Origin of the sequence: Psychromarinibacter halotolerans (assembly GCF_029168315.1) — a bacterium.
Taxonomy (GTDB): Bacteria; Pseudomonadota; Alphaproteobacteria; order Rhodobacterales; family Rhodobacteraceae; genus Psychromarinibacter; species Psychromarinibacter halotolerans.
The window spans coordinates 30,847-50,543 of sequence record NZ_JARGYD010000007.1; the positions used below are offsets into that span (position 1 = coordinate 30,847).

The following is a 19,697-nucleotide window of genomic DNA, read 5'->3' on the forward strand; positions in this document are numbered from 1 at the left end:
AAGGTCAGTCCAGCTCGGCCTCGAGCCGTTCCTGCATGGCGTCGGCGGCCTCTTGCGCGGTCTTCTGCCCCAGCAGCGCGGCCTGCACCTCTTCACCGATGATGTCGGAAATCGCGCCACCGTTCGCCAACGGGGCGATCGGGTTCGGGCGCGGGGCAACCGCCGCCTCGGCCCACGCTGCCATGTAGGCGTCGCTTGCTACCTGCTCGCTTTCCAGCGCGGTGAAGGTCGGCGGCAGCGCACCCTTGATCAGCGCGTAGTCGACCAGCACGTCATCGGACATGGTGTTCATCAGGAACTTCGACGCGGCGCTGTCGGACGAGGCGTTGTCGTCGTTGAACATCACAAGGACATGGCCCCACTGGATCGCCGCTGGCGTGCCGTCGGCCTCCATCGTCGGGGTTTCCATCGGGATGATGTTGACGGCATAGTCCATGCCCTGCCCCGAGAAGTCGGCGGCAAAGTTCTTGGCGCTGGGTGCGTCGAAATAGAAGGCCGTGGCTTCCTGCCCAAACAGGCGGCGCGCGTCAGGCCGGTCGATCTCGGGCGCGGCGAGACGGTCGTTCATCAGGCCGACCATGAATTCCAGCGCGGCGACGCCCTCGGCGGAATTCACGTCCGGTTTGCCGTCTGCGTCGATCACGTCCGCGCCGAAGGTCCATGCCCAGATCAGGTAGTCCAGAAGGATCGAGGCGTTGTTCTTGGTCGCCATCCCGTAGGGCACCGAGTTCGGGACATTCTCGCGCACCTGCTCCAGCGCGGCGCGGAATTCGTCCACCGTCCCGGGAATGCCGTCGACGCCGGCAGCGTCCAGAACTTTTTGGTTGGCGACCATGCCGATGGTGCCTGCGATCCACGGCAGCGCGACCTGCTTGCCGTCGACCTGTCCCATCGCAAGGAAGCCGGGGGTGAACATCTCTTCCAGCGCATCCTTCCCGAACACCTCGTTCAGGTCGACGATCTGCTGGATGTTCGCGATCGTCGGCAGGAACCGCGCCTGCACCTGCATGACGTCAGGCAGCGTATTGGTGCGCGACCGCAGGAAAGCGTTCTTGTTGATGTCGCTCCAGGCATAACCAAGGGGTTCGACCGTGTCGCCGGACTTGCCAGCGTAGTCGTCCATGATGCCCTGCATCAGGTCCTTCCCCGAATCCTCGGTGTAGGTCCAGTTCATGAATTCAACGGTGTCGGCCGCGGCCGGAACGGCCAGAGCCGCGGCAACCAGCCCGGCGGCCAGAGACGTGGTGATCTTCCACATTGCAATCTTCCTCCCATTTTTGGAACCAAGTTCCAACCATATCAATAAACGAGTTTCTCCATTCGGACAAGCTATCTTGGAACTCGGTTTCAAGTTCGCTCGAAGCTGATCCTCTCCCTGCCCGCTTACTGCTCTTCGCCTTTCGTTAGTGCCATGCCGCCCGGCGCGTCAGACGACGCCGCCATCCACGACAAATGTCTGTCCGGTGATCATCCGACTGTCGTCGGCGGTCAGGAACAGCGCCATCCGCGCCACGTCCGGCGGCAGAAGAAATTCCTTAAGGCACTGCTTGCCGAGGTAGTCGTCGAACTTGTCGGCATAGATCGCCTTGGCCCGCGACACCTGTCGTTCGGTCAAGATCCAACCCGGAGCGATAGAGTTCACACGCACCCCGCGCCCGCCCACCTCGCGCGCGAGGGACCGGGTCAGGCCCTGTATCCCGGATTTGGCCGTGGTGTAGGCGATCAGCCCCGCCGCGCCCTGCATCCAGCTGTTCGAGCCCATGTTCACGATAGACCCACCTTGGTCCATCGCAGGCAGAACCGCCTGCGCGGCGAAAAATTGGTGCCGCAGGTTCACCGCCATGCGGTCGTCCCAGTACTCGGGCGTCACATCTTCGACCGGCAGCCGGTCGTCGTTGCCCGCGTTGTTCACCAGCGCCCCGAACGGCCCGGTTTCACCGGCCAGTTCGGCCACCGCGCGCCGCAGCCCGTCGATGTCACGCAGGTCCGCCGCGCGGAAGGCGGGGCGGTTGCCGGTGGTCGCGGCGCAAACCTCGGCCACGCGCGCACCGGCATCGGCGTCAAGATCGACGAACCCGACACGAGCACCCTGCCCGCAGAATGCCTCGACCAGATACATCCCGATCCCCGAGCCGCCGCCCGTGACCAGCACCGCGCGCCCCTCAAGCGAGGGGTAGCGGGCCGCCTCGATGGCGACCGGTTGCAGTTCGGCGTGGTCGGAGGTCTCAAGCATCACGCTGCGCGCGCCTGATCCGGCAGCAGCGGAACGCGCTGCCCGTCGGCGTCGAACCCATAGGCGTGCTCCGCGTCGAAGGTGACGCTGACCATGCTGCCCCGGTCCAGCTTCCGCTCGCCCGGCAGGCGGACCATCAGCGGGCGGTCGGCCCCCTCGACCGCAAGGATCGCGAAGGTGTCGGACCCAAGATGCTCGGTCGCCTCAAGCCGCCCGGACAGCACCCCGACGCCGTCTTCGCCCAGCCGCAGATGCTCGGGACGCACCCCGATCTCGGCCAGCGAAGCGGGCGCGCTGGCCAGCCGCAGCGACCCGCCCGGAAGCGTGACACTGCCGCCCGCGCCCGTCGCCCGCAGGAAGTTCATCTTGGGCGAGCCAATGAAGCCCGCGACAAAGCGGTTCGCCGGGCGCTCGTACAACTCAATCGGGCTGCCGACCTGCTCGATCCGGCCCGCGCTCATCACCACGATCTTGTCGGCCAGCGTCATCGCCTCGACCTGATCATGCGTGACGTAGATCATCGTGGTGCCCAGCCGCTCTTTCAGCCGCGCGAACTCCATCCGCATGTCGACCCGCAGCGCAGCATCGAGGTTGGACAGCGGCTCGTCGAACAGGAACACCTTCGGCTCGCGCACGATGGCCCGGCCAATGGCGACCCGCTGTCGCTGACCGCCGGACAGCTGCCGCGGCTTGCGATCCAGAAGCGGCTCGATCTGAAGGATCGCGGCGGCCTCGGACACGCGGCGGTCGATCTCGGCCTTGTCCGTCTTGGCCAGCCGCAGGGCATAGCCCATGTTCTGCGCCACCGTCATGTGCGGGTACAAAGCATAGGACTGGAACACCATCGCGATGCCCCGCTTCGACGACGGCACGTCGTTGACCAGTTCATCGTCCAGCGCGATCCGCCCCGAGCTTACCTCGTCCAGCCCGCAGATCATCCGCAGCAGCGTGGACTTGCCGCAGCCGGACGGGCCGACGAAAACGACGAATTCCCCGTGACGTATGCTGAGGTCGATATCCTTTAGAACTTCGACCGCGCCGTAACGCTTGCAAAGCCCGTCGATTTCGAGGGTCGCCATAAGCCTCTCCCTTATCCCGCGAAGATCTTGTCTTTCTGGCCGGTCACCCCGGCATCCAGCGCGAACACGCTGCCCGACAGCGGCGCCTCGGCAAGGTGCTTGGCCGACAGCCTGATGCGCGCCGAGGTCACGAACAACCGGTCCATGTCGGGCCCGCCGAAGGTGCAACTGGTCGGGCGCGGCACCGGCAGGCTGATGGTCCGGTCAAGCCGCCCGTCGGGGGCATAGCGGCGCACCGCCCAGCCATCCCAGATCGCGACCCAGACGTAGCCTTCGGCATCCACCGTCAGACCGTCCGGCACACCGTCGCCGGGGCCGAACTCGGCGAAGGCGCGCTTGTTGGAAATCGTGCCAGCCGCAGCGTCGAAGTCGTAGGCCCAGATCGTCTTGGGGCCATCGGTGAAATAGAACGTGCGCTCGTCCGGGCTCCATCCCAGCCCGTTCGAGATGTGCAGCCCCTCCTCCATCAGCGCGAAGCTGCCGTCCGGGTCCACACGCCACAGCCGACCCCGCCCGGGTTCGGTGTTGATCGCAAGCGACCCGACCCAAAGCCGGCCCCGGCTGTCGCACTTGCCGTCGTTGAACCGGTTGCCCGGGCGGTCTGCCTCTGGCTCTGCCAGCACCGCGATCTCGCCGGTGGCGGAAATCGTCTTGATCCCGGTTTCGGTCGCGCAGACGAAGCCGCCCGACGCCTTGGGAATGGCGACGCCGACCAGTTCCGGCATCGGGCGAAAGCTGCGCTCGCCGGTGGCGGGATCGCCCGACAGCAAACCCGGCGCAAGGATGTCGACCCAGTGCAGGCGCTGTGCGTCGGCATCCCAGAACGGACCCTCGCCCAGAAAATCCTCGCCCGGGATGGCGCAGGCAATGTCGTCGCGACCGATATCCAGCGGACGCGGATTGATGGCGATCGACATGGCCAGCTCTCCGATGTTGCCCGAGATGCGCCGCGCCGCTTCGATCACCTCGCGACCGTAGGAATGCAGCGTTTCGGTCGGCAGGCGATAGGACGGCCCCACGATGCCGATGGCGGCCAGAGGCCGCGCCCGGTGGTCTAGGATCGCGGCAGCGACGGCGCTGACGTCGTCGTATTGCTCGCCGTTCGAGATCGCATAGCCGCGCGCCTTCACGATGTTCAGCTGCTGACCCAGATCGCCCGCCTCGACGATGGTCTTGTCGGTGAAGCTTTCCAGATCCACGTCCTTCAGCAGGCGCTGACGCTCTGCCTCGGTCATGTGGGCGGCCATCGCCTTGCCCAGCGCGGTCGCGTGGATCGCGGAGCGTGCGCCCGTGCCATTGGCCAACCGCACCTGCCGGGGCGTGTCGCGCTGATCGATGTACAGGACCTTGTCGCCATCCACGATGCCAAGACGCACCGCCTCGCCGGTCAGGTCGGCCAGCCGTTCCAGTTCCGGCTCTGCCGCGCCGCGCAGGTCGAACTGATCCCAGACACGGTGCGCCAGCTGGAACGGCTTGGATCCCAGCGCGTAGGACTGACTGCGGTCGTCCAGCGACAGGTAGCGTTCGTCGATCAGGGTCTGAAGGATGCGGTGCAGCGTGCCCTTCGGCAGCGCCGATGCTTCCAGCAGCGTGGTGAAGCGGACAGGACCATCGCGCGACGCCACAAGCTCCAGAATATGCAGCCCGCGCTGAAGCGCCTGCATCCCCGGTTGAACGGTCGCTTCGTCCGGCGACTCGATCGTCGTGACTTGGGCTTTGCGCGGCACGTCTGCTTCTCCCGGGTTGTCTTCAGGTCCGGTCTGTGTAGGTTGGAACTCAGTTCCAAGTCAAGGGAGGGGACATGGAAATCGTGAAAGTCGACCACTGGATGGTCAGGGTTCCGTTTCGGGAAACGATCAACTGGGGGTCCGGCGCACGGATCGGCAGCACGCGGCTGATCTGCCGGATCGAGACGCGGTCCGGCGCCATCGGGTGGGGCGAGACGCTGTGCCTGATCGACACCGTGCCCGCCGTCTTCGCCAACGTCGTCGCCCGGCTTGCGATTGGCCGCAGCGTGGCCGAGGCCGAAGCGTTCTATCGCCATGTTCTTGGCGCTGGCTACTATCACCACAAGCGCGCCGCCGTGATGGCGATGGCCGCGCTTGAGATGGCGATGTGGGATGCGTTGGGGCACATCGCGGGCCTGCCCTGCCATGCGCTGTGGGGCGGACGGTTCCGCGACACCGTGCCCGCCGCTGCCTATACCTTCACCCGCGACCCCGACGCCCTGACCGACCGGCTGCGCGACTTCCGCGACCGGGGGTTCGGCACGTTCAAGGTCAAGATCGGCTTCGATGTAGACAGCGATATCGCCTTGGCCACAGCCGCCCGCGCGGCCATCGGCGACGCGCCCCTGCGGCTGGACGTGAACGGCGCATGGACACCCGGAACCGCCCGCCGCCAACTGGCGAAACTGGCGCCGCTTGACCCGTTCTATGTAGAGCAACCGCTGGAGCTGGACGATATCGCCGGGCATCGCGCGCTGCGCCAGTGCCAGACTGTGCCGATCGCGCTGGACGAAAGCGCCTATACGCTGGAGGACACCGGCAACATCGTCCACGCCGAGGCGGCGGATGTCATCCTGCTGGATCCACATCAGGCGGGCGGCTTGTGGCCCGTGATCAAGGCCGCCGGCATCGCCGAGGCGCACGGCATCCCCGTCACGCTGCACTCTGGCGCCGAACTGGCAATCAGTCAGGCCGCATACGTTCACCTTGGCGCGTCGATTCCGAACCTGTCGCTGGCGATCGACACCGAGCGCGACTACCTCGCCGCCGACATCGCCCCCGACACGCCGCCGCTGACACGGGGCGCGTACGAGGTGCCGACCGCGCCGGGGCTGGGCGTCACGCCATCGCTCGACATGATCGAGGAATTCCGCGTCACCCGGATCGAAGGCGCCTATCTAGACCAGTCGCGGCCGGGATGGTTCCCGATGAAACCCGCGTACTAAACCCCACCGCCTATTCCGCCGCGATGGCGGCGGCGCTGCCGGGGCGATAATTCAGGATCGGGGCCAGCCAGCGTTCGGCCTCTTCGACGTCGATCCCCTTGCGGGCGGCGTAATCCTCGACCTGATCGCGTTCGACCTTGGCGACACCGAAATAGTAAGAGTCCGGGTGGCCGATATACAGGCCGGATACCGAAGACCCCGGCCACATCGCCATGCTTTCGGTCAGCTCGACCCCGGTGGTCGCCTTGGCGTCCAGCAGGTCGAACAAGGTCTGCTTCTCGGTGTGGTCGGGCTGCGCGGGATAGCCCGGCGCGGGGCGGATGCCGTCATAGGGTTCGCCGATCAGCTCTTGCGGCGCGAAGGCCTCGCCCTTGCCATAACCCCAATGCTGACGCCGCACCCGTTCGTGCAGCATTTCCGCCATCGCCTCGGCGAAGCGGTCGGCCAGCGCCTTCACCATGATCGCGGCATAATCGTCGCCGTCCGCTTCGAACTTTTTGGCGATCTCGACCTCTTCCGGGCCCGCCGTCACGACAAAACCACCGACCCAGTCGGGCGTGCCCTCGGGCGCCACGAAATCGGCAAGGGCAAGATTCGGGCTGTCCTTGCGCTTGGACGTCTGCTGACGAAGCGTGTGCAGGGTCGCCAACGTTTCGGTCCGGCTGCCGTCCTTGAACAGGCGGATGTCGTCGCCGACGGCGTTCGCCGGCCAGAACCCCACGACGGCGCGCGGGCCGAACCAGCTTTCGCCGATGATGCGCTGAAGCATCGCCTGCGCGTCGGCGAACAGGTTGCGCGCGGCCTCGCCATAGGTCTCGTGTTCCAGAATGCGCGGGTAGACGCCCTTCAACTCCCACGTCTGGAAGAACGGCGTCCAGTCGATGTACCGGGAAATTTCGGCAAGATCCCAGTTCTCGACCACCTTGGGCCCGGTGAACGCGGGCTCTGTCGCCGCATAGTCAGACCAGTCGATCTTCATCGCATTGGCCCGCGCCGCCGCCAACGGCAGCCGCTGCTTTGCCCGCTCGGCCCGCTCGTGACGCTCGGCCACCTCGGAATACTCGGCGCGGATGCCGTCGATATAGGGCTGTTTCTGCGTCTTGCTCAGCAACGATGACACGACCCCGACCGCCCGGCTGGCATCGGTGACGTAGATGGCCTGACTTTTCGAATACTGCGGGGCGATCTTGACCGCCGTGTGCACCTTCGAGGTCGTCGCGCCGCCAATCAGCAGCGGAACGTCGAAGCCTTCGCGTTCCAGCTCGGTGGCAAGATGCACCATCTCGTCCAGCGACGGCGTGATCAGGCCCGACAGGCCGATGATGTCGACATTGCGGGCCTTGGCCTCTTCGAGGATCTTCTGCGGCGGCACCATGACGCCAAGGTCGATGATCTCGTAGTTGTTGCACGCCAGAACGACGCCGACGATGTTCTTGCCGATGTCGTGCACATCGCCTTTGACCGTCGCCATCAAGACGCGGCCCGCGCTTTCGCGCTGCCCCTCCTTCTCGGCCTCCATGTAGGGCAGAAGCACGCCCACCGCCTGCTTCATGACGCGGGCCGATTTCACCACCTGCGGCAGGAACATCTTGCCCGCACCGAACAGGTCGCCCACGACATTCATGCCCGCCATCAGCGGCCCTTCGATCACGTCCAGCGGCTTTTCGGCGGCGACGCGCGCTTCTTCGGTGTCATCCTCGACGAACTCGGTGATGCCGTTGACCAGCGCGTGCTCCAGCCGCTTTTCGACCGGCCATTCGCGCCACGCAAGGTCGCGCTTCTTCTCTTCCCGCTTGTCGCCCTTATAGCGTTCCGCGATGTCCAGAAGGTTCTCTGTCGCGTTGCCGCCATTGGCGGGCGCACGGTTCAGGACCACGTCTTCGCAGGCCTCGCGCAGGTCCGGGTCGATCTGGTCGTACACCGCCAGCTGCCCGGCGTTAACGATCCCCATGTCCATGCCAACCTTGATGGCGTGGTACAGGAAGACCGCGTGCATCGCCTCGCGCACCGGCTCGTTGCCGCGGAAGCTGAACGACAGGTTCGAGACACCGCCCGAGATGTGGCAGTGCGGCAGGTTCTGCCGGATCCAGCGCGTGGCTTCGATGAAGTCCACGCCATAGTTGTCGTGCTCCTCGATGCCCGTCGCGACGGCGAAGACGTTGGGGTCAAAGATGATGTCCTCGGGCGGGAAACCAACATCCTTGGTCAGGATCTTGTAGGCCCGCGCGCAGATCTCGGTCTTGCGCTCGAAGCTGTCGGCCTGCCCTTGTTCGTCGAAGGCCATGACCACGACAGCCGCACCATAGGCAAGGCACAAGCTCGCCTGATGCACGAAGGCCGCTTCGCCTTCCTTCAGCGAGATCGAATTCACCACCGGCTTGCCCTGCACGCACTGCAGGCCCGCCTCGATCACCTCCCACTTGGAACTGTCGATCATCACCGGCACGCGAGCGATGTCGGGCTCGGCGGCGACAAGGTTCAGGAAGTCGATCATCGCCTGCTTCGAGTCGATCAGCCCCTCGTCCATGTTGACGTCGATGATCTGGGCGCCGTTCTCGACCTGATCGCGCGCAACGTCCAACGCGGTGGCATAGTCGCGATTGGTAATCAGCTTGCGGAACTTGGCAGAGCCGGTCACGTTCGTCCGCTCGCCCACGTTCACGAACGGGATGTCCTTCGTCAGGACGAAGGGTTCAAGGCCCGAAAGCCTAAGCAGCGGGTCAGACATTGGCAGTCATCCGGGGTTTGCGCGGCGCATAGGCGGCGACATGATCGGCGATGGCGCGGATGTGTTCGGGCGTGGTGCCGCAGCACCCGCCGACGACATTGACCAGACCTTCCTTGGCGAAGACCTCGACCTTGGCGGCGGTGTCTTCGGGCTGTTCGTCGTACTGGCCGAACGCGTTCGGCAGGCCGGCGTTCGGATAGGCACAGACCCGCGTTTCCGCGACCCCGGCCAGTTCGGCAAGGTGCGGCCGCATCGCGTCGGCGCCAAGCGCACAGTTCAGCCCCACGGTGAACGGCCGCGCGTGACGGACCGAGTGCCAGAAGGCGGTGGGCGTCTGCCCCGACAGCGTGCGGCCCGAGGCATCGGTGATCGTGCCCGAGATCATGATCGGCAGGCGGCGACCGACCTTGGCGAAGCTTTCAAGCGCGGCGAAGATCGCGGCCTTGGCGTTCAGCGTGTCGAAGATCGTCTCGATCAGGATCAGGTCCGATCCGCCTTCGATCAACCCGTCGATCTGCTGACCGTAGGCGAGGCGCAGATCGTCGAAGGTCACCGCGCGGTAGCCCGGGTCGTTCACGTCCGGACTGATCGAGGCGGTCCGGTTGGTCGGCCCGACGGCCCCGGCGACGAAGCGGCGGCGCCCGTCCTCGGCCTGCGCCCGGTCCGCCGCGCGCCGCGCGACCTGCGCGCCGGCGACGTTCAGGTCGTGCACCGCCCCCTCAAGCCCATAGTCGGCCTGCGCGATGGTGGTCGACGAAAACGTGTTGGTTTCCAGGATGTCGGCCCCCGCACGGGCGAACTGAAACTGCACGTCCTCGACCGCCTTCGGCTGGGTCAGCACGAGAAGGTCGTTGTTGCCCTTCTGCGGGTGATCCGAAGCATGGTGCCGGCAGCCGGGCCCGTGAATGTGCCCACCTGCGGTAAAGTCCTCTTCGGACATGTTCAGCTCTTGGATCATCGTCCCCATCGCTCCGTCGAGGATGAGGATTCGGTCGCGGGCAGCCATTTCGAGCGCCGCGAAGCTGTCGGACGCCGGGAGGGAAAAGTTGATCATGATGGTCCTGTCGGTTCGAGGGCGACAGATACCCGACCGCCAACATGGGTAACAACCTCATTATCCTGAGCATCATTATGAGGATCATTCATGTTCAACGAGATACGGCCTTACGGTGCGTGCGGTCCCGGCCCACCTAGGCACCGCCTGCCGCTGCACCGTTGCGGCCGACAACAATCGGCTTGACCTTCGGTGTCGAAGAACCTAATCGGAACTCCACTCTGGCGAGTTGGCGGAGTGGTGACGCAGCGGATTGCAAATCCGTGTACACCGGTTCGATTCCGGTACTCGCCTCCATTTATCTTCAAGCACTTGCGTCACTCCTTTCAGTGTAGCGGCCCTGCCGTTTACATACGCGTTTACATTCACCGCAAATTTTCTTGCTGTTTGGCGCGCTCAAGCTTCCTGCTCACCTCGTCACTTTCGTCTGGGCTAACGCGAGCGTAAATTTCGATCACTTGCGATGCGTAGCGGACAGACCACCCCATCAAGGTTGCAATTTGGCGTAGAGAGAGGTCCGCATTGAGCAAGCGAGTAGCCGCTGTGCCCCGTGTATCGGCCAACGTTTTCTCGCGGCCATCTTCCCAAGGCGGTATCTTGGCTTCGCGCCGCCACTTAGTGATCTGGTTGGAGGCCCAGCGAGCAGATAGGTGATGGCCAAGCTGGCTGACAAGAAGTGTCTCTTGTCCTGCTGGAGTCGCTTCAACGAGCTCCGCCAAGCCAGTAGTCACGGGGATATATGCAACCCGGCCACGCTTGCCTGTCTTAAAGCGCAGGCGTTTCCCAGACCGGGTGTCTTCGAAGTGATCAACCCGAACCTGCACCAGGTCTGACACTCGCAGTCCGGTCTCACAGCCCAACAACAGGATGCGCTGCACCCAACCTGGCGCCACCTTCTTAAATGCCTCAATGTCTGCCGGGGTCCACACGATCTCGCTACGATTTGAGGAGTAGAGTTTCTTCAGGCGATTACAGTGGTGCTCCTTGATCCGTCCTTCACTGACGGCCCAATTCAGGAGTTTGACGGCATGAGTTCCCGCCATGTCATATTGCTTCGGTGAATGAATCCAGCGCTTCCGCCAAGCGTTAAACTCCGCCCGAGACGCAGGCTCTTCGAACATTGCGACCGGATCCTCACCAAACTCGACTTGGAAACGCTTCACCCAGAGCTCCACATCCTCCCGCGAGCGAGCCTTTGGAGGCATCGCGTCGCTGCTCAGGAACTCGTCAACAAGCTGCGCCACCAAATACGCATGCCGCTCTGGCTTAGAAGTGCTCGCAGCAAAGGCGTGGAAAAAGTCAGGCACGCGAGGAGTGCGCGCCATGTCCTCCCAGAACTTCGGGCCACCGCGCCAAGCATAGAAATGATACTTATAGCCTGCTGAGACTTTGCGCCGAACTCGATGCACTCCTTTTGGCAAGTCACTGCTGCGCAAGGCGCAACCTCCGCTGAGCCACCAGCCCAGTCTCTTTGCGCTCACCTTCGGCGAGGTGGGTCGGGATGTGCTGAGCCTTGTCCAGCTGGAATCGAACGTGAACGGGGTCGAAGTAGAGCGGATTGCGGCGGATCGGCTGGATACCGACGCGAGCGCAGAAGTTCCGGAAAGGTCCGCTGGAGTTCGCGAATCCTAGACGCGTCGCAAGTTCATGGGCGGACATCAGTTCAATCATCGGCATCACCTGCGCTCCCGCGATCAAGGGGAGCCACGGTATTCCGCTTGAGAAACTCGTCTATCGCTTCCGGCGGGATCAGATTCCTTCGGCAGACCCGAACATACCGCAACTCCCGGATGGCCATGAGTTCCCTCACCTTTCGCACAGAGATCGCCATCTTCTGAGCAACCTCCGCAGTCGTAAGCAATGTTTGAGCCATATGTTGCCCTCGTGATGCTTATGGTACTAAATGGAAGCAAGACGCATCGAATGCACTCACTTCAGACCCAAAGGGCCATATATGGCCTTTTTATACAAGAATGGACCAATGTCTACCACTTTTGAAGCGATAGGCGATAGGCTGCGTAGGCTCAGGAGCGGAGCAGGTCAGACTCAGGCTGAGTTCGCTGAAACCTTGGGAACGTCCCTACGCTCCTACAAAGGTTATGAGAGCGGCCAGCGCGAGCTGCCTACTTCCATAATTCTGCGCCTATGTGAGTTCAGTGGTGTCTCACCTAGCTGGCTCTTAACTGGCGAGCGCGACGGGCTCAGTCCAGAGGCCCTGGACGCGATCCGCCTGTCCTTACGCGCAGGGCTGGAACACCTTCGAGCGCAAACAAATATATCATCAACCGATGCCTGGGCAGATTACCTTCTTCTCCTGACAAAACTCAGTGAGAAGCAAAAACACTTCATCAGCTCGGAGGATGCCCAAGCTATCTTGATGATTGGGGAGAAAAAATGAGAGCTTCCGAAGATGATGCAAGCAGGGATAATGTGTCGCTGTACCGCCCTGAACAGGCCGAACAGCTCATTCTTGCGCAAAAGACACTACCAGTTAGAAAGCGCGCGCAGACCATGAGCAGAATCGCGATCTTCTTTGCGATCATATGCACAGCCATTTTTGTAACAGGAATAGCACCACATGCGGTAAACGTCGCTGCTTGGGTTGCCTGCCTCTTATTCGTCGGCGCTGCCGCTGCGATTGACAATCTCCGACGGGAGCTACTTCGACTCAGGTGATTAATGCACGTAGTTGTTCGAAAAGCCTAGGACGTAGCTACCCCAGCTACCCCTCAGCTTGTTTCACGGGTTGTAAAATTGCAATCACACTTTCGATCTCACCATGTCCACCTGTTGCATCAAATCGATCACGACAGGGTCGCTAGTGGCCACAACGCCGTCTGATGCAAATATTCGATCTCTAACTTCTGTAAACTCAGCGTTGGCCAATGAGTTTTCGAAGTGCGAGGCTACGACAAGATGGTGTTTATGGTGGGCTTCATGCCCGCAATCACATTCTTCCGGATGAGAAATGTGCTCCCAGGTGCCTTCTTCATTTGGCATATAATAGAGGCCGCGTGTGATGCCAAACTCTGCCGGTCTTAGACCGTGTTGACCCAGAACCAGTTCAGTAAGTAGGATGCTTCCGTTCTCTTGGCGTTCAAGATAAATACCTTTCGCGAAGGATCCACCTCGCGCATAAGGGTAAGCAATAAGCCCATCCAATTCCAGGGCTAGGGACGTGACATTTTTCAACAACTCAGAAATCTTGGGGAACTCTGTGAGACTTCCGGCGGCACCGTGAAATAGAGTCTCCCCACTCAAATAAAATGTAGTTTCTGAGAACACGGAATTGGCAGCGAGAGTGTCGGCAATCCAAAACCTGCGATAGAAGCACACCTCCGGACCATTGCGCTTCATAGATCTTACGTTGTACTCGGGTAATCCGAGGCCTCTCTCAAAGAAATCGATACCCAATTTCTCTTCGCCAATATACTTTTTCACCCATGGCACAGAGCTAAGTGCTGCAAGAAATGGATCGGAGGATAACGGCGGAAACAGGTCCTCTTGGGTCAAAGAGGCACCTTGGCTTGCATGCTCCCTAAAGACACTGGTAGGCGCGAAAATCTTTGCGATGATACAGTCATCAGGCAGGTTTCCGTTCAAAGGGCCAACCATGAAAGCAGATTGGGCACTACATCGGTGACTGCCCGCCTCTGTGGCGATTTCAACCAGATCTACTGCTTCAATGTTGTTTCGCCGCAGTCCCTTCTTCCCAATGACATACATACATGCGTCTTGCTGCCCTGCTGGCTCGTACCATGCCTCTTCACGGATGGCGAATACAGGGTCTTCCCAACAGTCTTCTACCAACTCCATCGCAGTTTTGGATTTGTACTTATGCCCGGCAAACCAAGAAGCCACCTTTGGGGACGAGGTGGCATCCAAGAAAAATGAGCGCCATCCATAGTGCTGCAAGATGGCCTGATCAGTCGCCAAATCACTTTCCAAGTCGAAAGATTTGACGAAGGTGCCGAGAATAAAACGAGAATACTGCCACCACTTCAGCATCCGGTCCGGCACACAGCCGTGCCGTTCTATAGACGATCGGAGGTTGGGGCCACCATCCTCCCTAAGATATTCCTTAGTCTGGCCTCGATACAAAAGGCCCGGTGGCAATGCCTCTATTGTGCTGTTCAATTCTGACAGATTTGAACAATACCACACTTCCATATTGCCAAGACCCTTCACACGCTGCTTGGAGACCGAAGCAAACCTTACATGAGCAATGGACACAAGCATCCTTTGCCGGAAACGCGGTTAAACCCGCTTGCGAGACCCTTCTAAGCACGCTAGCGCCTCTTGCATGAGGTCTCTCGAAAGCATGCTTCGTTGGGTGGTAACGGCTACCATGCCGCAAACAAGATGTTGCCTCGATACAGCTCCAGCGAGCACATCTCGTATGAGCACTTTTCGGGCGACGTTCCTCAGCCTACGCGACTCGTCCGATGGCATCGTCCCTTTTGTATTCTACCCTTCGCACATTGCAGGAAGACTTCCCGCCACGCGCGCGTGACATTTCAAGTGTAAGAAGGGAGTCCTCAGGATATGCTGGGCTGAGCTCTAGACTGAGGTAATCGAAGAGCTGGCGATCGTGTACAGCAATGACGATCTGTCTGCCATGTTCCTTTGCCAGTGTCCGCAATAGCGAGGCAAAATTAGAAATGTGAATGTCGTCCATTGACTGCACAGGATCATCAAGAATGAGCCACGGCAGGTTTTTAGGGACAGCCAAGTGCAGCGCGAGGAACAGCGTTAGAGCAGCGGTATTCAGATTGCCCGCACTGAGCATGGCGCCCGGGGTGCCACCAGCGCTATCGCCATTACGAAAATTCGTAACCAGCTTTGGCTCGAGGCGTTGAGTTTCCGACGTCGGAACGCTGAAAGCAGGCACGAACGGCTCATTTGGCGCCAGGCGCACAAACAAATCCCGCCACAGGTGGTTCAGGCGCTCGTTGAATTCACGTCGAATGATCCTTGAGCGCACTTCGTCAACAGATGCGCGTAGAACGCCCCCTTGTCGCCTGATCTCGGCTGCTTTCTGCATCCGGAGCTGCTCGACCTCTAGCTCGGCTTTATTGGCGTTTCGAAGTCGCTGGTTTTCATCGGATTCCTCGCGCAGACGGTCTATGACTGTTCTAATCTCCCTAACCCTTGACTGCGTATCAGTAAGGACTCGGTATTTTCTTTCCCTTTTCGAGAGTTCTTCCCTCAAAGCATCGCCGAGGGTACCTAATGAGACTCTCTCGTCGGAACTCTGATATTTTATCTCCCGAGCGAACTGCGAAAGTGTTTCACGCGCAGCGCTCAAGACAGATTGCATTGAATTGTACGCCGATATTTCCCGGCGCAAACCCAACTCAGAATCTCTCAACTCCTTTCCTTCATCAAGCACATGGCTCGACAAGGTCAACTCCTGAAGGAAGGTGTTGATTTTCTCTATTTTAACTTCGAGGCTGGCAATCTCTTCTTGCTCAGGGAGGCGCGACCGTAATTCTCCAATGCGCTCAAAGCACGTCGCCTTTATTCTTTCACTTTTCGCTCGCTCTGCGCTGAGCGCAATTAGCTGATCAGCTGATCGGGACAACGCTTTTACTTTGCCATGAACCTTTTCAGTGAGAGGCCCCTCATTGCATTCTTTGAAGTTGCGTTCGCAAACTGGGCACCGATCCTCAACGATAAATGCGCCAATCTCTGACAATAGAGAGGCCAAGCTACCCGCACTATCAGGAATGCTTGCAATTTTTTCGTCAGCGGCAGTTACCTCGCGCTGAGCTTCTTTCAGTTCTTGGGTTAGCTTGTCAATTTCACTCAAGTCATGCCGAATGCCATGAAGCCGATCTGAGTGTCTTTGCAGCTCAGCCTCTGAGATTTTTCTGGCGCCATGCCATGACTGCAAGAAATCTGCCTCTAAACTAGCCTCAGATATGACTTCATAGAAGGAGTATTCTAAATCTAATATCTTAGGGCGGTGCTGTGAGTTCCACTGATTGTACTCACTAGTCACATTGTCAAGCCGCGTTAGAGCGCTCTCAAGCTCCTCCTGATTATAGAGCTCAGAATCCTTGATTTGCGCAACAATGGCTGAAAGCTCTCTTTGGCGCCCTATTGCTTCTCTTAAGTTGCTCTCATGCGGAAGGGAGAGTGCACGTTCAATTATTTCCCTATAGTTGCTAAAATTCGGTACGTCATATATTTCGAGAGCCCGCAGCCTTTCGGCCAGCTCACCCAATGCTGCGTCGGCTTCAGATGAGATACTATCTGCTAACTTTCGATCTCGTTCATCGCGTGACTTTACTAACGCTTCACGTTCCTCGAGCTCAGTAAATACCCCCGATCTCTTTCGAAGATTTCGCACGTCCTTCAGAGATTGCAATCCGCTTTCGATCGCATCCAACTGATCCAGACCTAAAAGTTCCCCGACGAAACTCGCCAAGGGAGAGTTCATGCTAGAGGATGAATCTTGGTAGATTTGCAAGAGCTGACTTAAAAGAGATTGGGGTAAGAACGCTCTTTCAGAAAAAAATGCCGCCATGTCGGCTGGCATATTCACAAGGTCTGAGAAGCCGTCCTCTCCTATTCGCGTGCTGTAAGATGGAGAGGATTTGCCGTCAGAGATTGTTACAGCCGTTTTCCCAACCTCAGCTCCTCGGAAAAGAAGTTGCTTGTCGTAGTCTGAATCGGCTCTGTGAAGAGATTGCACGTGACCTGTAAGCGCAAGCTCAATGGCGGATAGCAAACTCGTTTTTCCCGCGCCATTCTCGCCATGCACAAGAACTACATTTGCGTTTAGCGGGGCAGAGATTGCACCGTTGATGCTCCTAAAGTTTTGAACGTAAACACTTTCGAGTAACATATCAGTTATCCTGGCCCTCTTGGAGGATTGCCCGCTCGATCGTTTGCACAAACCTATCCACGACGGCTTCCTCGCCATGTTCGGAAGCCAATAGGATGTCCTCAACGAATTTCTTATCTAAGCTTTTTTCGGCGGTCGCCTTTAGCTCATCTAGCGCTGACAAGCCGCTTATCTGCGGACCCTCAGTGTATCGTGGGAGAACTAGTGGAAGTAGGACACGTATACGATCAGAAATCCAACTTGTATCATCGGTCCCGCTCGAGTCCGGCACGTCCTGTTGCGCCTCTTCTACCGTGAGAACCCGGCAGGTTTCCGCGAGTTCATCTACTTCATTGCTCTCGGCGTTTCCGACCAGAATTGCAGTCAGAACCAATTTCGACTGCGTGATGTCTAAGGCACGCCCAAGTGCTTCAACCTTTTGACGTATACGCTTCACGTTGGGCGTCTCGCCCATTTGTTCAGTCAGATCAAAAGCGAGCACAAGGTCGTTTGACCTCTTGGTGTCGCCGCGCAGAGCAGCCGGAAAATCAAACTCCACCGAAGCGACGCGAAACGGTGTGCTAACTGATTGATATCCAGCACCTTTGAGACATGAAATGACCATTTGAAAGGTTGGTGATACCGTCATATGGCAACCTCGCTACCAAGCCTTTCCTGAAGGCTCTGAAGATCCCCTCCATCTTTTAGCAAGGAAGTTAAGCTGACGTGATGGGCTCGCGCGGTAGGTTTCGCAGAACGACCAGGCGCCGACCTAGGGCTTCTAGCGTTTGAGGGGGTCTCTCCGCCGACCATAGGCCAAAGGTCGTCACCATGCAAAACTATAGCATCACTGCCTTCGAATGCGCCTTCTCGGGCAAGCTTCAGCGCTTCAGTGACTGTCTTGACGATGAAGATGGGTCTGGCGGACGCGCCGTCCCATGCGCCCTTTACTCCAAACGCCCCTGCTTCGAGCTCGCTGCCTTGGAGGGGCTGGAGATGCCACCGACCCCGGTTATGACCGTGCTGCAAGAGACCTAGGCAGCAAGCAAGCTTGCCAATCTCGGCCAACTTCACGCTTTCGTCGTCTGCCGTAGAAGGTATCGGTGTGGAACTAATGGTTTGGTACGAACGCTCAGTTTTGGGGAGCTGACCATACTTGAAAATAGATAGCACGCGGGGCCACGCTTGGAGGGCTTTTGTTACAAACGCAACTCGATCAACGCCTACACTCCCCGCGACCATTTTTTTTGAGCTTTCCAACGCTGCCAACAGATCGTCTTTCAAATCTTCTTTGACTTGCTCTTTCAGCCAACCGGGCAGGGTTGCCTTAAGCTTCTCAAAAACAACTTGAATCAATAAGGCGACAAGGACTTGTTCGGGCCATGCTTTCATATGCGCAGATTTTTTGATCTGACTCACGTGCGCGTTGTAACTTTCGCTATAAGCCTCTTTAAGCGCTGTGCCTTGCCCTTGACTAAGTTTATTTTCGCAGAAGATATACGCGGGCGCGTTTGGGTCGCACGGCCAAGGCCAGGGGTGTATTTTTTTGGCTTCAAGTATTATCTGATGAAGATTATGATCTTGGAGAGATAGTCCCATGCCAAGAGTTTTCTTTCTTGAAGCAATCCCCTGAAATTCATGCCTGACCGCGGAGAATGTATTCGATGTGGGCCAGCCATTAATTTGGGTTGTGCTTCCCGTTAGGTACTTTCTAAAAGTAGCTGGATCTTCTGATGCATGCTTGACGCACCCATGGAATTTGAGAAGCTTGGCCTTACCCGGTGGGCTCCTGAGTTGCCCGGGCTCGACTACGACTTGAAGAATACCACCTTTACCATCACTTAGAGAGGCAAGAGCTTGCTCAATGAACGTGTCCCAGTTTGCCGACGCTAACTCTGTGACAACTCCCTCCAATATCAATGCTGCGATGCAAAGGTGCTCTGGGGCTGGAGGCGGTGGCGGCTGAAATGCCGCGCGAATATCAATTGCATTCCAAAGGATATAGTCGTCTTCCTCATCCTCTAGGCGAACATCCAGCACTAGGGAGTATTTATCCCAAAGAGATTTAATGATTTTATCGCTTTCGGGCCAGCTTTCAAACTCGTGACAGACGAGATCTCGCCATTCCCCTTCATCATAATTCGCAATCTGCATTACCTCTGCAAATGCAGAGCTGAACTTCCCAACCCAATCTTCACCCTGAGATGCAACCCTCAGAAATTCGATACCGCGCTTCAGGAGGCGCCCCAGGTCTGGCGCACTTCTGGAGATTCCGGAGCCAATCCAAAAAGAATACTCCCCCTTCAAAAAGCCATCGGAGAAAGACTTGAAATCACCATCGAGTTTCTCCAAAACTTGCAGTACTGTAATCTCACTTGCATCAGGTTCAGGCAAGGTTGTTTCTCTCGACGTTGTTTACTATTGACGGGTGGGTTGAGAGGCGTTTCAGCTGATTAATCACCCACAGAGCCCATAGGGGATTTTTCCTTGGCCATCAGAAGTCAGCTTTTACAGCTTCCGGAATGGCCCATCTAGCAGACACGCAAAGCAATAAGTGAACCGCCTGCAGTGCAGAGAGATTAGCTGATGTTCTTAGCGGGTACTCCATGCCAATCTCCCAAATTCGAAACGCATGACCGGAACATAGCTGCTAAAGTAAACCGCTGTAAACCTATGAAAACAGAGAGAAGATGCAGAATTCCTCCGGCCAGTCATCGCTTCGCGACGTTAGCCTATAGCGACGCTCTCGCGGTTGTCCTTCTCGACTTCGCTCTGCATTAAGTAGCTAAATACAGAACAAAATCATGTCATTAGATTT

Annotated in this window: 15 protein-coding genes and 1 tRNA gene; 3 read left to right on the top strand and 13 right to left on the bottom strand. The window is 58.8% G+C overall.

Going from position 1 to position 19,697, the window contains the following annotated elements; all coding sequences use genetic code 11:
* Positions 1 to 4: 4 nt before the first annotated feature.
* The 4 genes from P1K30_RS16890 to P1K30_RS16905 all read right to left on the bottom strand — a co-directional run bounded on the left by P1K30_RS16890 (position 5) and on the right by P1K30_RS16905 (position 5,039).
* Positions 5 to 1,258, bottom strand: coding sequence for an extracellular solute-binding protein (locus tag P1K30_RS16890; RefSeq protein WP_275633946.1), 1,254 nt, complete (start codon positions 1,256 to 1,258; stop codon positions 5 to 7).
* A 168-nt stretch (positions 1,259 to 1,426) separates the two neighbouring features.
* Positions 1,427 to 2,233 (bottom strand): SDR family NAD(P)-dependent oxidoreductase, encoded by an 807-nt coding sequence (locus P1K30_RS16895; protein ID WP_275633947.1) that lies wholly within the window; start codon positions 2,231 to 2,233, stop codon positions 1,427 to 1,429.
* Positions 2,233 to 3,312, bottom strand: coding sequence for an ABC transporter ATP-binding protein (locus P1K30_RS16900; RefSeq protein WP_275633948.1), 1,080 nt, complete (start codon positions 3,310 to 3,312; stop codon positions 2,233 to 2,235). Before P1K30_RS16900 ends, P1K30_RS16895 begins: the two co-directional genes overlap by 1 nt.
* 11 nt (positions 3,313 to 3,323) lie before the next feature.
* Positions 3,324 to 5,039 carry an SMP-30/gluconolactonase/LRE family protein gene (locus tag P1K30_RS16905; RefSeq protein ID WP_275633949.1) on the bottom strand — a complete coding sequence of 572 codons (1,716 nt, stop codon included), beginning with the start codon at positions 5,037 to 5,039 and terminating at the stop codon, positions 3,324 to 3,326.
* Between the two features lie 74 nt (positions 5,040 to 5,113).
* Here P1K30_RS16905 and P1K30_RS16910 point away from each other — a divergent pair, with 74 nt between their 5' ends.
* Positions 5,114 to 6,265: a mandelate racemase/muconate lactonizing enzyme family protein gene (locus tag P1K30_RS16910; RefSeq protein ID WP_275633950.1), complete on the top strand. Its 1,152-nt coding sequence runs from the start codon at positions 5,114 to 5,116 to the stop codon at positions 6,263 to 6,265.
* A 10-nt stretch (positions 6,266 to 6,275) separates the two neighbouring features.
* Here P1K30_RS16910 and metH read toward each other — a convergent pair whose 3' ends face one another.
* Positions 6,276 to 8,993: a methionine synthase gene (gene metH, locus P1K30_RS16915; protein ID WP_275633951.1), complete on the bottom strand. Its 2,718-nt coding sequence runs from the start codon at positions 8,991 to 8,993 to the stop codon at positions 6,276 to 6,278.
* Positions 8,986 to 10,047, bottom strand: coding sequence for a homocysteine S-methyltransferase family protein (locus tag P1K30_RS16920; RefSeq protein WP_275633952.1), 1,062 nt, complete (start codon positions 10,045 to 10,047; stop codon positions 8,986 to 8,988). The genes metH and P1K30_RS16920 overlap by 8 nt, the downstream gene beginning before the upstream one ends.
* Positions 10,048 to 10,270: 223 nt before the next feature.
* On the opposite strand from P1K30_RS16920, the gene P1K30_RS16925 reads away from it, so the two are divergent.
* Positions 10,271 to 10,344: transfer RNA gene (locus P1K30_RS16925), tRNA-Cys, on the top strand.
* A 68-nt stretch (positions 10,345 to 10,412) separates the two neighbouring features.
* Here P1K30_RS16925 and P1K30_RS16930 read toward each other — a convergent pair.
* The 3 genes from P1K30_RS16930 to P1K30_RS23985 are packed head-to-tail and all read right to left on the bottom strand — an operon-like array spanning position 10,413 to position 11,920.
* Entirely contained in the window at positions 10,413 to 11,483 is a 1,071-nt protein-coding gene (locus tag P1K30_RS16930; protein ID WP_224948850.1) for a tyrosine-type recombinase/integrase, read from the bottom strand.
* Complete coding sequence (locus tag P1K30_RS16935) at positions 11,470 to 11,724, bottom strand: hypothetical protein (protein WP_275633953.1); 255 nt, start codon at positions 11,722 to 11,724, stop codon at positions 11,470 to 11,472. The genes P1K30_RS16930 and P1K30_RS16935 overlap by 14 nt, the downstream gene beginning before the upstream one ends.
* A complete protein-coding gene (locus P1K30_RS23985) occupies positions 11,711 to 11,920 on the bottom strand; it encodes a helix-turn-helix domain-containing protein (protein WP_224948846.1) in 210 nt (69 codons plus the stop codon). Before P1K30_RS23985 ends, P1K30_RS16935 begins: the two co-directional genes overlap by 14 nt.
* A 108-nt stretch (positions 11,921 to 12,028) precedes the next feature.
* On the opposite strand from P1K30_RS23985, the gene P1K30_RS23990 reads away from it, so the two are divergent.
* Entirely contained in the window at positions 12,029 to 12,445 is a 417-nt protein-coding gene (locus P1K30_RS23990; RefSeq protein ID WP_379560376.1) for a helix-turn-helix domain-containing protein, read from the top strand.
* A 362-nt stretch (positions 12,446 to 12,807) separates the two neighbouring features.
* Here the strand turns inward: P1K30_RS23990 and P1K30_RS16940 are convergent, their stop codons facing one another.
* The 4 genes from P1K30_RS16940 to P1K30_RS16955 form a co-directional block, all read right to left on the bottom strand.
* Positions 12,808 to 14,286, bottom strand: a complete 1,479-nt coding sequence (locus P1K30_RS16940) for an FRG domain-containing protein (protein WP_338052380.1) — start codon at positions 14,284 to 14,286, stop codon at positions 12,808 to 12,810.
* 190 nt (positions 14,287 to 14,476) lie between these two features.
* Positions 14,477 to 16,900, bottom strand: a complete 2,424-nt coding sequence (locus P1K30_RS16945) for an AAA family ATPase (RefSeq protein ID WP_275633954.1) — start codon at positions 16,898 to 16,900, stop codon at positions 14,477 to 14,479.
* Between the two features lies 1 nt (position 16,901).
* Entirely contained in the window at positions 16,902 to 17,528 is a 627-nt protein-coding gene (locus tag P1K30_RS16950; RefSeq protein ID WP_275633955.1) for a hypothetical protein, read from the bottom strand.
* Positions 17,525 to 19,273: an SIR2 family protein gene (locus P1K30_RS16955; protein WP_275633956.1), complete on the bottom strand. Its 1,749-nt coding sequence runs from the start codon at positions 19,271 to 19,273 to the stop codon at positions 17,525 to 17,527. Before P1K30_RS16955 ends, P1K30_RS16950 begins: the two co-directional genes overlap by 4 nt.
* Positions 19,274 to 19,697 lie beyond the last annotated feature (424 nt).